The organism is Muricauda sp. SCSIO 64092, assembly GCF_023016285.1.
Classification (GTDB): domain Bacteria; phylum Bacteroidota; class Bacteroidia; order Flavobacteriales; family Flavobacteriaceae; genus Croceivirga.
The window spans coordinates 2,184,908-2,198,420 of the sequence record NZ_CP095413.1 but is presented as its reverse complement, the minus strand read 5'-3'; the positions used below and the strand labels follow the sequence as shown (position 1 = coordinate 2,198,420).

At 44.8% G+C, this 13,513-nt stretch carries 12 protein-coding genes and 1 pseudogene; 5 read left to right on the top strand and 8 right to left on the bottom strand.

Annotated features, from left to right (window positions below; translation table 11 throughout):
• Nucleotides 1-46: 46 nt before the first annotated feature.
• Nucleotides 47-886 (bottom strand): N-acetylmuramoyl-L-alanine amidase-like domain-containing protein, encoded by an 840-nt coding sequence (locus L0P88_RS09110; protein WP_247134282.1) that lies wholly within the window; start codon nt 884-886, stop codon nt 47-49.
• A gap of 95 nt (nt 887-981) precedes the next feature.
• Between L0P88_RS09110 and hemH the strand changes: the two genes are divergently transcribed.
• A complete protein-coding gene (hemH, locus tag L0P88_RS09105; RefSeq protein ID WP_247134281.1) occupies nt 982-2,016 on the top strand; it encodes a ferrochelatase in 1,035 nt (344 codons plus the stop codon).
• Between the two features lie 77 nt (nt 2,017-2,093).
• Nucleotides 2,094-3,485 (top strand): MATE family efflux transporter, encoded by a 1,392-nt coding sequence (locus L0P88_RS09100; protein WP_247134280.1) that lies wholly within the window; start codon nt 2,094-2,096, stop codon nt 3,483-3,485.
• Between the two features lie 5 nt (nt 3,486-3,490).
• Here the strand turns inward: L0P88_RS09100 and L0P88_RS09095 are convergent, their stop codons facing one another.
• The 3 genes from L0P88_RS09095 to L0P88_RS09085 all read right to left on the bottom strand — a co-directional run bounded on the left by L0P88_RS09095 (nt 3,491) and on the right by L0P88_RS09085 (nt 6,182).
• Nucleotides 3,491-3,916 carry a nuclear transport factor 2 family protein gene (locus L0P88_RS09095; protein WP_247134279.1) on the bottom strand — a complete coding sequence of 142 codons (426 nt, stop codon included), beginning with the start codon at nt 3,914-3,916 and terminating at the stop codon, nt 3,491-3,493.
• A gap of 1 nt (nt 3,917) precedes the next feature.
• The gene (locus tag L0P88_RS09090; protein ID WP_247134278.1) at nt 3,918-5,093 is read right to left on the bottom strand and encodes a PQQ-dependent sugar dehydrogenase; all 1,176 of its coding nucleotides are present in this window, start codon (nt 5,091-5,093) and stop codon (nt 3,918-3,920) included.
• A gap of 75 nt (nt 5,094-5,168) precedes the next feature.
• Nucleotides 5,169-6,182: a helix-turn-helix domain-containing protein gene (locus L0P88_RS09085; protein ID WP_247134277.1), complete on the bottom strand. Its 1,014-nt coding sequence runs from the start codon at nt 6,180-6,182 to the stop codon at nt 5,169-5,171.
• A 63-nt stretch (nt 6,183-6,245) separates the two neighbouring features.
• Here L0P88_RS09085 and L0P88_RS09080 point away from each other — a divergent pair, with 63 nt between their 5' ends.
• Both L0P88_RS09080 and L0P88_RS09075 read left to right on the top strand, forming a co-directional pair.
• The gene (locus L0P88_RS09080; RefSeq protein WP_247134276.1) at nt 6,246-7,340 is read left to right on the top strand and encodes a lactonase family protein; all 1,095 of its coding nucleotides are present in this window, start codon (nt 6,246-6,248) and stop codon (nt 7,338-7,340) included.
• A 299-nt stretch (nt 7,341-7,639) separates the two neighbouring features.
• Nucleotides 7,640-7,945: pseudogene (locus L0P88_RS09075) on the top strand (GIY-YIG nuclease family protein); the annotation flags it as partial.
• 114 nt (nt 7,946-8,059) lie between these two features.
• Here the strand turns inward: L0P88_RS09075 and L0P88_RS09070 are convergent.
• From L0P88_RS09070 to L0P88_RS09060, 3 genes are all read right to left on the bottom strand, one after another.
• Nucleotides 8,060-8,500: a YybH family protein gene (locus L0P88_RS09070; RefSeq protein WP_247134275.1), complete on the bottom strand. Its 441-nt coding sequence runs from the start codon at nt 8,498-8,500 to the stop codon at nt 8,060-8,062.
• 52 nt (nt 8,501-8,552) lie between these two features.
• Nucleotides 8,553-9,641 (bottom strand): DNA helicase PriA, encoded by a 1,089-nt coding sequence (locus L0P88_RS09065; protein WP_247134274.1) that lies wholly within the window; start codon nt 9,639-9,641, stop codon nt 8,553-8,555.
• A 379-nt stretch (nt 9,642-10,020) separates the two neighbouring features.
• Nucleotides 10,021-11,160, bottom strand: coding sequence for an SPFH domain-containing protein (locus L0P88_RS09060; RefSeq protein ID WP_247134273.1), 1,140 nt, complete (start codon nt 11,158-11,160; stop codon nt 10,021-10,023).
• Between the two features lie 115 nt (nt 11,161-11,275).
• On the opposite strand from L0P88_RS09060, the gene L0P88_RS09055 reads away from it, so the two are divergent.
• The gene (locus L0P88_RS09055; protein WP_247134272.1) at nt 11,276-12,397 is read left to right on the top strand and encodes a DUF2891 domain-containing protein; all 1,122 of its coding nucleotides are present in this window, start codon (nt 11,276-11,278) and stop codon (nt 12,395-12,397) included.
• 2 nt (nt 12,398-12,399) lie between these two features.
• Here the strand turns inward: L0P88_RS09055 and L0P88_RS09050 are convergent, their stop codons facing one another.
• Nucleotides 12,400-13,485 (bottom strand): P1 family peptidase, encoded by a 1,086-nt coding sequence (locus L0P88_RS09050; RefSeq protein WP_247134271.1) that lies wholly within the window; start codon nt 13,483-13,485, stop codon nt 12,400-12,402.
• Nucleotides 13,486-13,513: the final 28 nt, after the last annotated feature.

The window sequence follows — 13,513 nt, the reverse complement described above, 5'->3', positions numbered from 1 at the left end:
GATTTTTGTGGACAGGGCCGAATTCCCCAGGTACTAGGCCAATACCTTAAAGTGTAGGTCGGGCCACGATAATACCCGTGTTGCTTTTCACCTTTTTTAGATAGTCCACGAGCGGTTCCTTGGTAATGGTAACCGCTCCGGAAATGGAGGCATGCAGCAGATGGATCCGGTTGTCGGGCATACGAATGGCAAATCCGGTATGCGTAACGTCCAAACCTTTAATGGAGGTGGCCAAGGCAATAATATCCCCATTTTCAAGTTTATCCTCTACACTTGCTATGTCTTCTTGGGGTAAGATGCATAAGGATTCCTTGGCGAGGTCTTTTTCTACCTGCACCATTTTTTCATAGTTGACATCGTCCGCCAAAAAAGGATAGAGTTCGCGATGTGTTCCCATAAAATTGATGGGTTTTTTGACTGCAACACCTCCCAAATCGGAGGTGATTTCCTCTACTAAACCCTTCTCGTTATTGTTTCGAATCCACTCTGTAAAATAATGTAAACGTGAGGGATACCCATCCAGAAAACCATCACGATACCGAATGGTCTTCAAATTTTCAATAAAAGTGCTAAAATCGCTATGCCCTTTTTTTACAAGCCATGAAAATGCAAGGACATTTTCCACAAAAGTGGTACAATCCAATCCGCGTAAATTAATGACCAGGGATTCCGTTTCTCCAATTTCAAGTGTTTTTTCCACATAGGGAGTGCCCAGGAATGTTTTGCCTATGGCCACAATTTGATCATCCCCGGCTTCCAGGTCCAATTGGTCGATTACCTTCATTTTGGAGTGAAAAAGAAGGCTGTCTTCCGGTGTGCAGCTTAATTGCCCTTTGGCAGGCACCAAAACCAAAAGAAATAGTGCCAGAAATAGTGCTTTTCCCATAATATCAAAGTTATCTATTTTAACATAAAAAGTTGTTGTTGCGGCCAAGATGTTAAAGCTATTCAAGTCGTATTTTTGCACTTCAAAAGTTAGTTATGCAAAAAGGAGTATTGTTGGTCAACCTCGGTTCCCCCGATAGCCCGACCCCTAAGGATGTCAAGCCGTATTTGGATGAATTTTTGATGGATGAACGGGTCATTGATGTGAATCCCGTATTGCGCAATATCATCGTTCGGGGCATCATTTTGCAGACCCGTCCCAAGCGTTCCGCAAAAGCCTATTCCAAAATTTGGTGGGAGGAAGGTTCTCCGTTGATCGTCCTGTCCAAAAGATTTCAGGAAAAGGTCCAACAACAAACTGAGCTTCCGGTGGCCCTGGGAATGCGTTATGGCAGTGGGTCCATTAAGGAAGGACTACAGGAACTGCACGATAAGGGGGTGGATGAGGTACTTTTGGTGCCCCTATATCCGCATTATGCCATGTCCTCTTATGAAACCGTGGTGGTGAAAGCGCTGGAAGAACAGCAAAAGCACTTTCCTAACATGGACATCACCACACTTCCGGCTTTTTACAAAAATGCGGATTATATCAAAGTACTTGGCAACAGTATAGCGGAAAGTCTTGAGAACTTTGCGTATGACCATATTTTGTTTTCGTATCATGGAGTCCCCGAGCGCCACATCCGAAAGTCCGATCCCACAAAATTCCATTGTAAAATCGATGGAAAGTGTTGTAAAGTGAATTCGGTGGCACACCATACCTGCTATCGTCACCAATGTTATGATACCACGGATTTGGTCGTCAAACAATTGGGAATAGATCCCGAAAAAACAAGTACTTCCTTTCAATCGCGTTTGGCCGGAGACCCATGGTTAAAGCCTTACACCGATTATGAATTTGAACGCTTGGCCAAAGAGGGAAAAACCCGTTTGGCGGTAATTACCCCAGCTTTTGTTTCCGATTGTTTGGAAACCCTGGAAGAGATTGCTATGGAAGGTGAGGAAGAATTCAAGGAAGCGGGTGGAAAGGAATACATGCATATCCCATGCTTAAACGATCGGGACGATTGGGTGGCTTTGATGGCGGAATGGATCAAGGACTGGGAGACCAGGGCGGTACTTCCGGTGTAATGGACAGCGGGGAACGGAGGGACGAAGCGATCCGTTTGCCGTGAGCTAAAAAGTTTGCTTCGTCGCGCTGGCAATTTATGGCAAAAGTATCATCGGAACAATTGGGCACGGAACCCATAGGAAGCTTGCTTATTAAACAGGCCGTTCCGGCATCGATCGGTATTCTGGTGATGTCCCTAAATGTGCTCATCGATTCCATATTTGTTGGTAACTGGATTGGTTCCATAGCCATTGCAGCCATCAATGTGGTACTGCCCGTATCCTTCTTTATAGGTGCATTGGGGATGGCCATCGGTATTGGGGGTTCCAGTATCATTTCAAGGGCATTGGGAGCAAATAACAGGGAAAAGGCACTGCATACCTTTGGAAATCAAATTGCCCTGACCCTTTTAGTTACCGTTTCCATGGTGGTTTTGGGACTCTACTATGTAGATAGCCTAATTCCAGCCTTTGGTGGAAAAGGGGCCATTTTTGAACCTGCAAAGATTTACTACATCATTGTGCTTTATGGAGTTCCCCTTTTGGCGCTCTGTATGATGGGGAATACCGTTATTCGTGCAGAAGGGAAACCAAAATTTGCCATGATCGCCATGATTATTCCTTCCGTGGGCAACTTGTTTTTGGATTACATTTTCATTTACGTTTTCGATTGGGGCATGCACGGTGCCGCTTGGGCAACCACGGCGGGTTACGTACTCTGTCTTTCCTATATCATTTACTTCTTCCTATCCAAAAATTCCGAACTTAAACTACAGTTCAAACATTTTAAACTGAAGGGTATAATTCTTAGGGAGATCGGCTCTTTGGGGGGTGTTACCCTGGCTCGGCAAGCGGTCACCAGCGTTATTTACCTGCTCATGAACAATATTCTGTTTGGTTTGGGTGGTGAAGCATTGGTAGCGGTATATGCCATCATTGGCAGGATGTTGATGTTTGCGCTATTCCCGGTCTTTGGGGTTACCCAGGGATTTTTGCCCATAGCGGGCTTCAACTATGGGGCATTTAAATATGACCGGGTGAAGGAATCCATTTACACGGCCATTAAATATGCCGCGCTTATGGCTACCTTGGTTTTTATTGTCCTTATGACTTTTCCCGCAGAGATTGCCGACTTGTTTTTGAGCAATCGCACCGATTTGCCCGAAAAGGAGTTATTGACCAATGCCTTTGTCCTGGAACACGCACCCCTGGCCATGCGATTGGTCTTTGCCGCTACGCCCATTATTGCCTTACAATTGATTGGGGCGGCGTATTTTCAGGCAGTGGGCAAGGCCGTTCCGGCGCTATTGCTTACGCTGACCCGACAAGGATTCTTTTTTATACCGCTCATTTTAATTTTACCAACTTTTCTATGGGAATTGGGAGTTTGGCTTTCTTTTCCCATCGCTGATGTTTTGGCTACCATAGTCACAGCGGTGTATCTACGAAAGGAAATCAAGACCAACCTGGTGACCGAACCAGGTCGTTGATCCTCCTATTCCATAGGGAGTTGTGTGGCCGCCTTGCTGATGATCTTCCATTTTCCCGACAGTTTTTTTAAAAGGAAAATATCCACAAAATGTAGGTTTCTGGATGGAATTTTGATTTCGGCCTTGGCGGAAGCGATGGTATTGGCAAAATCTATGGTGAGAATCTTCCCTTCACGTCCATTGAATTCCCCTTTGGTTCGGTTTTCAAAAAGCGCTGCATATTCTTTTGGGCTAAGCACCCAAATTTCCTGGTCTTTCTTGGAAAGGAAGAGGTCGGCATTTTCATAAAATGCGGCCTGGATCATTTCCGGGTCACTATAGGATGAACCCTTGATATAACTTAAAAGGGTTTCTTGAATTTCCTCCATTTCGGACTGTGCGGAACAAATCATTGAAAATGGAATCAGTAAAAGGGGATACAGTTTTTTCATGTCAATGGACTTCTTTTGTGATTGCTTTTGGTTTAATGCGAATAATTTGGCCCTCTTCACTATCGGTAAGGATATAGAGTTTGCCTTCAGGGCTTTGGGCTACTTTTCTGGAACGGACCCGGCTGTCCAAAAAAAGTTCTTCCGCACTTTTTAAGGTATCGCCCTCAATATGAAAACGCCATAAACTCCCCTGGGAAAGGCCGGGAACGAAGAGATTGTTTTTCCATGAGGGAAACTCCTCACCCGTATAAAAATGAAGTCCGGTTGGGGCTACGGTATGGTGCCAGAACCAAGTAGGATTGGTGAAGGTCACGCCTTCCAATTTAGGGGGTTTGTAATCCTGGCTCCGCAATTTTCCGGTGGTCACATTGGGCCAGCCGTAATTGGCCCCTGGCTGCAGTATATTGAGTTCATCCCCCTGAATGGTACCGTGTTCCGTAAACCAAAGTCGGCCCGTTTCCGGTTGTACCGCTATGCCCTGTGTGTTGCGTATCCCCAGGGCATAGATACTGGGGACGGCATTGGGACCTAATTTGGGATTGTCCTGTGGAATACTTCCATCCAGATTGAACCGATGTATCTTCCCCCTTGGGTCGGTTACATCCTGGGCAATGGGCAAGGGTGGCTCGTCATGTTCCCAAAAAAGGCGTTCCCCCACGGTTAGGTACAATTTTTGGTCCGGTCCAATGGTTATTCCACCCCCATAATGGTAATTGATGTAGGTAAAGGGTTCGGCTACCAAGATAGGCTGGATATCCGTCAGGGAATCATTTTCCAATTGCGCCATGACAAACTTTGTGGTTTTACCAACCCCTCTTTTCTTTGCCGCATACGAAAAGTAGATTCTTCCATTGGTGGAAAAGTCCGGATGCAGTAAAACCTCATAGATTCCAGAGTTGTCCCCAATATGGATTGCACCGATACTATCGGTTAGATCGGTGGGAAAACCTTTGATGACCTTTTTGGTTTTGGAGCGGAGGTCAATTTTTAGCAGGTTCCCATTTTTTTCGGTCACTAGGGCTTCCTGCTCGGAAAGAAAGGCGATACTCCAAGGCCTGTTCAGCCCTTCAAACACTACTTCTTTATTGGGTGCCACAGCAGTATTGTGCTGTACGGGCCGCTTTTTTTGATGACAACCCAATAGGGTCAGAAAGCCTAAAAACAAAAGGTATCGCATCGATTGATTTTTACGCAAAGGAGTACAAAAAACCACAATCAAACTTTAAGAATCATGATTCTTAAAACGATTGTTTCAATTGTTGGCCGCTTTTTTTCTAAACTGTGAAGGGGTAAGCCGGGTCTCTGCCTTAAAAGCGAGATTAAAGGAAGTAACATTGTTAAAACCGGAGTCGTAAGCAATGGAAGCAATCTTTTCATTTTTGGAAACCGGGGAGGCCAATAGGGCTTTTGCTTTTTCAATGCGATAGGAGTTGACAAATTCTGAAAAATTCCTTCCGGTAGTTTCGTTGATCAAGCGCGATAAGGTTTTGGGAGTGGTCCCAATGGCCAATGCCACTTGGGATAAGGTGATTTGTTGGTTAAGATAAATGGATTCATCCTGAAAAAGTCCTCTCAGGGATTCCATTAAGGCTGTTGAGACATTTTTGTTCAGGGGCTGCCCTTGATACTTTTCCAGTTGAAAACTGTGTTTTTTGAGGAGCAAAAACGAAAAAATATACACCAGGAAGGTATAGCAGATGGCCCCACCAATATAAAAGGGAATGAACCCGGATACGTTGCCAATATAAAATACCCAGATAATGGCCACCCCGACGACCAAATTCCGATACCAGGACAAAACCGTTTTCTGGGAATGGTCTTTTGAGCGGAAACCAACGATAATTGCAAAAATGAGGTATACCAAAAGATGGGCAAAAACCGCATAATAGATGCCCAGGGAGAGCGTATCGAATCGGTTGGGGATGGCAAAACAGAAAAGACTAAAAAGAATGTACGGTATAAAATGGGGGAAGCTGTTTTTAACCGCTATTTTGGCTTGGAACAGAACGGTCCTTCCATAGAGCCAAAGACTGGGTCCGACCAGCAAAATACCGGCCAGCCCCAAATTGCGCTGCCATGCATCCAAATGGATATATTCATTAAGGATGGATTTCCCAATGCGTATGGTCAATCCCAAAATCAATAGCGCCAGAAATGCATGTGCCTTTTTATTTCCCTTTTTTAAGGTAAAAAGATAGCTGCATAAAAAGAGGGCCTGGGCAATTCCAAGGCAACTTAATACCAGAATAATGGACGAACTATTCATGATTTAAAGATAAAAATAGTACTGTAGCCACACATCAGTTATTTTTGGGTAAACAAACCAATTATGTATCACAAAGCATCCTACCTTTTATTTGCAGTTTTTTTGCTCATGGGCTGTACCAGGGAAATGCCTTCCCCAAATGAAACACTGTTCGTTGGAACCTATACCGACGGCCCAAGCGAAGGAATTTATACCTTACGGTTCAATCCCGATACGGGGCAGTTGGATTCCTTGCAGCTAAAGGCCAAGTTACCCAACCCTTCCTTTTTGGCCATTTCCAAAGCCAATGATCGTCTTTATGCGGTGCAGGAGACCGCTGATTTTGATAGTCTGGGCGGAGGGATTACCGCGTTTTCGATAAAGGATGGCTTATTGGAAGAAATGAACAGCAAAGGTTCCGGAGGGGCGCATCCCTGCCATGTAGCGCTTTCCAAAGATGGACAGTTGGCCGTTTCCAATTATACGGGAGGGAATCTGGCCATTTTTGATTTAAATGATAACGGGAGCTTGGGCGATCGTCAATTGATTGACCATAAGGCTCCGGACACTACAAAAACCGCTCATGTGCACAAGGCCCATTTTAATGAGGACGGACTGTTTGTAGCCGATTTGGGCTTGGATGCAGTAAAACGATACGGTAAGCAACCTCATGGATGGATACCCGCACGGCAAGCTTCGCTTGAATTTCCAGATGGGGCGGGGCCAAGACATTTTACCTTTAGTGCCGATAGGTCTTTTTTGTATGTGATCAATGAACTGAACGCTACGATCACCACCTTTAAAAAGGTGGATAATAACGCCTATACGGCAATTCATACCGTGAATACCTTGGAAGAAGGTTATGAAGGTCCTATGGCCTGTGCGGATATCCATTTGTCTCCCGATGGAAGGTTTTTGTACGGCTCCAATCGTGGGGAAAATACCTTGGTCATTTTTTCGGTAGATCCAAATTCGGGCAAATTGGCCTTGGTAGGTCGGGAGTCCGTTCAGGGGGATTGGCCACGCAATTTTACCTTATCCCCAGATGGGAATTATGTTTTGGTGGCCAATCAAAGAAGCAACAATATCACCGTTTTTAAGCGAAACAGCGAACAAGGTACTTTAGAATATACCAGTCAGTTTGAATTGGGTGCACCGGTTTGTTTGGTGTTTGAATGATTCAACATCCAAACAGATCCTTCGTCACGTTGTTCCCCAGTATGACAAACGCCGCTTTTTGTCATGCGGAGTGAAACGAAGAGTCTTTTGTATTTTTCTGAAATGCACCAAGAAGGATGGCATACGTATTATGAACTCGTCTTGAGTTTGTAAAATTTGCTGCAAAAACATCTTTTGCACCCATATTTTGTCTTTTTCTTGTTCCGTAGCTATGGCTATGCAACGCAAAAAAGCCTTCATCTGGGAACAAAATCTTGTTTTTTCCCTAAACCTCACGAACTCAAGACAAGTTCTATGTCTATATTTTGACCAACCGAAAGAAAACGGTTCTTTATACCGGAATGACGAACAATCTTTCAAAACGTCTCCTTCAGCACCATGATGATATTCTGAACAGAAGAAGGACATTTGTGGCAAAGTATAAATGTCGACATTTACTATACTACGAGAAATTCACTTGGGTGCAAGAGGCCATAGCAAGGGAAAAACAGATTAAGGGATGGTTAAGAATAAAAAAATTGGATTTGATAAAAGCCCAGAATCCAGAAATGGAATTTTTAGAGTACATGTTCCCTTTTGAAGATTCTTCGTTTCACTCAGAATGACATAGTTTTCGTTTGTCATGCTGAGCAAGGCGAAGCATCTCACCACAACTAATTTCTGAAATATTATCCTACTCCGAACACTTTAAGATAGACTCAAAATAATGTTATGCAACATTACTTGACTTTCGCCGAAGTATCCGCAATAACCTTCCAATCGCCATCCATTTTTTTGACGACCAGCATAAAAATACCGTTCGTATTGCCCACACTCCGAGTAAGATGGTATTCGCCCATGACATAATAAATCCCCTCTGCAATTGGTGAAATGGCATTAAAGACAAAATCGAGGGTTCCAAAATGATCCTTGCTGGGATAGCTCTTTTTATAGCGCTCCAAGGTTGCTTGCCATCCTTTGATGACCCCACCACTACCATAAAACGTCAATTCATCGGACTTCCAATACCCTTCCATAAAGGCCTCAATATCGTAATTGTTCCAGGCCTCCTTTTGGGCATTCAACATCTGGGTAATAGCAGCTTTGTCTTGTTCCAACGAGCGTTCTTGACCAAAAACCATCATCGAAAAAAAGAACAATAGGTATAGTGTGTTTTTCATTATCAAAAGGATAGGTGTGCCTTAAAAATAAGGAAAAGGGAAACACATGGGACTACCTGCCCAAAAAAGCAATAAGCGCAATCACCAACAGCACCCCCAGCACAGCGAAGAATATCTTCCAGGCACTATAAGGGCGCGTACCGGAAATACGGCCATTTTCGCCATTCACAAAGAAATTGTATTCCTTTCCGTTAAAGCGATAGGCACTGATGTAAACCGGTAATAAGATGTGTTTGAAGGTTTCTTCGGATAGTTTCACCTTCATGCTGGTAATGCGTTGGGTGTCCCCACCGATATCCTGTCTGCACCATCGTCTGGCAATGTCCTCCGCTTCGTTTTTGGCCGCCAGATGTCCTTGTTTCAGGGGAATGGTATATTTTTCAGTGACAAATCCCCGTAAAAAACTACTATTGAACGGTTGTAAAAGTTTTAAGTTCCAATGGGCTATTTTTGAAGGCACCCGCCCTTTGCGTTGTTTGGAAGCTTCCACCAGGGTATCGTCCACAAAACCTGAAACCCGACCCGATGCCGGATACCAGCGTGTTTTTCGTACCCGTTGTTGGACCACTTTTCCCTGGGAATTCCGCACCCGTCTGGTCTCATAATAATACTCCCCACGTTGCCCGGAATAGGAAGCCTGCAATTGCGCATCAAAAGTCCAATAGGGCAAATAAAGGCCCTTGGTAAATTGGGGGTCCAATGCCGCTTTTTTTAGTTTGTTGGGCGCAAACCAAAGACGTTTCACCCATTGTTGGAAGATTTGGTACGACTTTTTCCGATCGATCTGAAAGGGAAGTACCGCACCGGGCAATATCCATTCCTCCTTAAACTGATCTTCCAGCACCAAGGGCATACTACAGTAGACACAGTGGAGCGATTTGTAGTTTTCCTCAATATGTTGCGTTGCACCACAGTTTTTACAGTGTAGCATGGATACTTCCTCACTGTGCTTTTGGCTCCCCATTTCCTGGAGATAGGGATAAAGTTCCAATTCCTTAAAACCATTTTCATCAATGGAAATGGTTTCCTGATGCCCACAGTATTCACAGCTCACGTTCTTGGTGCCGGGCTGGTACTTTAGCTCTGCCCCACAGTTGATACAGGGCTTTTTGAGTTCGGTTTGTTGGGTCTTTTGTTCCACGAATGTTTAGTAATCTTAGACTTTTTGGGCAGTATGGAAAACAAATCCGTTTAGAATTTCCGAAGCCTTGGAGGAAATTTAAGATTTGGTTTTTGATTTAAAGCAAAGCTTTGAAATACCTCTCCAAAAAGTGTTCTTTCTTTGGACAGGCAAAGAAATGAACAGTAAATGCTTTTATATTTTTCTTTTTTGCATCGACCAAAAAAGAAACAAAAAAGTCTAGGCTGATTTTTTAGCGCTTGAAATCCAGGAAGTTTTCAAAGCCACATCGCCCAGACCGTTTCCGACAAGTCGGAATACTCTTTGGAAGATTTCCCATCTCCGCCTTTTGAAAACTTAGGATTTACTACGTATTAAAAATAGGCCAAGGGCATTTGAATTATGTTCCTGGCAAAGGCGGTGGCGTATTGCCCCCCAAAAATGATTTTAGTTCCTCAACATCCTGTAAGGGGGCCCAATTGGCCATTCCCTGTTTCCAGACCAAACTTTCCCGATTAATGGTACGGTTGGCAAACAAGGCCTTTAACTGGTCCAAGCTTACGGGCCCTTGTTGGGCTCCGTTCACCGCATAGAAATACTGCACTTGCACAGGCATTGGTGGGGGAACGGGTGTACCCCCGGCCTGGGGAAAAGCCTGCTGACCACCCATTTGGCCTCCACCCATCATGGAACCCATTTGTTGGGCGAGCACAAAGCCCATACCCATACCCATACCGGCCCCTGCGGTACCGCCTTCGTTTTTGGCGGCGGCCTCCATGGCTTTTGCCGCTTTGAACTGCGCCAGCTTTTGCATGTCCAGTTTGTCCAAACGACTGTACTCAAAAATCTCCTTTTTCAAGTCCTCGGGCATGGAAACGTTTTCGATATAGAATTTCTCCAGGGAAATCCCTACCGATTCAAATTCCGGGGCCATTACCTCACGACAGGTATCCGAAAGCTCCGTAGTATTGGCCGCATACAGTTCAATGGGAAGATTGGCTTCCCCGACTGTATCGGTAAAACGGGTGGCGATCAAACTTTTTAAGTGTTCGTTGATTTCAAAATTGGTAAAGTTGCTATCCGTTCCAACAATGTCAATAATGAACTTGCCCGCATCCGAAATCTTAAAGGCGTAGGTGCCAAAAGCCCGAATTTCCACCAAACCAAATCGTTCATCACTCAGGGTTACGGGATTTTTGGTCCCCCATTTCTCATCGGTGAACAAATGGGTATTTACAAAATAGACCTCTGCTTTAAAAGGCGAATTGAAACCGTATTTCCAACCCTTTAGAGTGGTTAGAATGGGAAGGTTTTGTGTGGTGAGGTCATAGGTGCCGGGGGTGAATACATCGGCCAATTGCCCTTCGTTGACAAAAACGGCGGTCTGCCCTTCCCGAACAATGAGTTTGGCCCCGTTCTTTATTTCGTTCTGATAGCGTTCAAAACGGTGCGCAATGGTATCATCCGTATAGTCCAGCCATTCGACAATATCGATAAACTCATTGCTGAGTTTTTCCTTGATTTTTCCAAAAATATCCATATGAGTAGTGTTTATATTGATTTTTAAAGCTACTAAAAAAGCGTAGAGCCTGCTTTAGGTTAGTGTGAAATTCTTGGGTTTTGTTACATTGTTCCTATTCACTAATTTTCTCATCATGAAAAGTAATATATCATTCGTTTTGGGCATTGCAATAGCATTGTTGATTTCTTGCAATGGCCCTGAAAAAGGAAAATTGGAAACGGAACCCATAGCCAAACAGGAAATCACAATAGGAAAAATAGAGCTGACCTTGGAACAGGCAAATGTATTGGCGACTTTGCCTTTGGAATGTGTTGAAAAAGAATATCCCAACAAGTTGGGCCATGTTTTGGGAAGTGGCGATGATCTGGGCGAACCCAAAGAATTGCACCCTGCTTTTTACGGTTGTTTTGACTGGCATTCCGCGGTTCATGGACATTGGTCCATGGTGAAGTTACTGAAAATGTATCCGCAATTGGATGAATCCAATCGCATTAAAGGAATTTTAAGGGCTAACCTTTCCAAAGAAAACATTGCGCAAGAAGTCGCTTATTTTGATGGTAAGCACAACGAAAATTATGAACGCACCTATGGCTGGGGTTGGCTGCTGAAACTGGCCGAGGAGATCCATACTTGGGACGATTCGTTGGCAAAGGAGTTGGAGGAAAACCTAAAACCCCTATCAGAATTGATAACTAAAAAATTGGTTGATTATCTACCCAAATTGCAATATCCTGTTCGGGTGGGTACCCATACCAATACGGCCTTTGGATTATCCTTTGCCTGGGATTATGCCCAAACCTTGAATAATGACGCTTTGTTGAATGCCATTAAGACCAGGGCGACCTATTTCTATAAAAATGATACCGGATGCCCCTTGACTTGGGAACCCAGTGGAGCCGATTTTCTTTCACCCTGTTTTGAGGAAATTGATTTAATGCGAAGAATTATGTCAAAGGAGGAATTTCTGGTTTGGATGGACCAATTCCTTCCTCAACTTAAGGAAGCCGATTTTAAAATTGATGTTGCCCTGGTTGGCGACCGGGAAGATGGGCAATTGGTACACTTGGACGGCTTGAATTTTAGTCGTGCTTGGGTGCTTTTTGGCCTCGCCAAACAATATCCCGCGGAATACGGACATGTATTGCCCTTGGCCCATGAGCATGTGGGATATTCCTTTCCCAATTTAATGGGTGATAGCTATGAGGGGGGACATTGGCTGGGGTCTTTTGCCATTTATGCCTTAGGGGAGCAGTAGCGTTAGCGTTTCCCTGCTTTCCTAAGCATTTCCAATACCTTTTCCTTAGGGAGGGCCGAAATCCTTCGTCCTTTATGGCCCCTCATGGAATTCGCTGCGAAAAGGGAATTGAGAATGGCTTCCTCCGTAGCTTCAATAACGGCCAAAAATAAAGGGGTCATGGCTTCATTCCGTAAACTGGGGACGGTCTGGATAGGTTCTTCATTCCGATAGGGGATACGACATTCCTTGGCCGTGGAAACGGCAATCACATAGTCCCCACTGCCGTTACTGGCAATTCCACCGGTTTTGGCAAGCCCCAGCATGGCCCGTTTGGCGAGCCGTTCCAAATTACGGGCATCCAATGGGGCATCGGTCAGGACCACCATCATACAGGAACCGTCCGGGCTGTAGGTAAAGCTATCGGAATATCGATTCAATTGCTTGCCCACATCAACCCCTGCAATCTCCAGGACACCTCCAAAATTGCTCTGGACCAAAACCCCAACAGTGTAGCCTCCCGATTTTTGTGGCAGCACACGCGAGGAGGTCCCTATACCCCCTTTGTATCCAAAACATATAGTTCCCGTTCCTGCACCTACATTGCCTTCCATCACAGGACCATTTTTGGCTGCCCCTATGGCTTTAAGCACGTGTTCCTCCGTTATGTGGCGCCCACGGATATCATTGAGGTATCCATCATTGGTTTCACCAACCACTGCATTTACCGAACGGACACTTTCATTGCCCTTTTGCCCTAAGGTATGGCTGATAAGTGCATTGACTGCGGTTGGCACACTTAAGGTATTGGTCAGGACGATAGGGGTTTCCAAATTTCCCAATTCCCGGACCTGGGTATAGCCAGCCAGTTTCCCAAACCCATTGCCAATATGGATGGCAGCGGGAACCTTTTCCTGAAACAGATTTCCATCATGTGGCAATATGGCCGTGACCCCAGTTCTAATGGAGTCCCCTTCCACCAAGGTAAAATGCCCTACCTGGACCCCGGGAACATCGGTTATGGCGTTACCTTCCCCGGTTCGTAAAACGCCGATGTCCACTCCATGATCGCGGAGGCTTTCCTGTGAAAACAGAGGAAGTGAAATCATTAAAAACAAAAAAATACAGGCAAATTGT

What these genes read in the sequence shown, in the direction of transcription:
- L0P88_RS09095 (WP_247134279.1), bottom strand. Translation starts at nt 3,916, where the DNA reads ATGAAAAAACTGTATCCCCTTTTACTGATTCCATTTTCAATGATTTGT.
- L0P88_RS09070 (WP_247134275.1), bottom strand. Translation starts at nt 8,500, where the DNA reads ATGAAAAACACACTATACCTATTGTTCTTTTTTTCGATGATGGTTTTT.
- L0P88_RS09100 (WP_247134280.1), top strand. Translation starts at nt 2,094, where the DNA reads ATGGCAAAAGTATCATCGGAACAATTGGGCACGGAACCCATAGGAAGC.
- L0P88_RS09110 (WP_247134282.1), bottom strand. Translation starts at nt 886, where the DNA reads ATGGGAAAAGCACTATTTCTGGCACTATTTCTTTTGGTTTTGGTGCCT.
- L0P88_RS09055 (WP_247134272.1), top strand. Translation starts at nt 11,276, where the DNA reads ATGAAAAGTAATATATCATTCGTTTTGGGCATTGCAATAGCATTGTTG.
- L0P88_RS09060 (WP_247134273.1), bottom strand. Translation starts at nt 11,160, where the DNA reads ATGGATATTTTTGGAAAAATCAAGGAAAAACTCAGCAATGAGTTTATC.
- L0P88_RS09090 (WP_247134278.1), bottom strand. Translation starts at nt 5,093, where the DNA reads ATGCGATACCTTTTGTTTTTAGGCTTTCTGACCCTATTGGGTTGTCAT.
- L0P88_RS09050 (WP_247134271.1), bottom strand. Translation starts at nt 13,485, where the DNA reads ATGATTTCACTTCCTCTGTTTTCACAGGAAAGCCTCCGCGATCATGGA.
- L0P88_RS09080 (WP_247134276.1), top strand. Translation starts at nt 6,246, where the DNA reads ATGTATCACAAAGCATCCTACCTTTTATTTGCAGTTTTTTTGCTCATG.
- L0P88_RS09085 (WP_247134277.1), bottom strand. Translation starts at nt 6,182, where the DNA reads ATGAATAGTTCGTCCATTATTCTGGTATTAAGTTGCCTTGGAATTGCC.
- hemH (WP_247134281.1), top strand. Translation starts at nt 982, where the DNA reads ATGCAAAAAGGAGTATTGTTGGTCAACCTCGGTTCCCCCGATAGCCCG.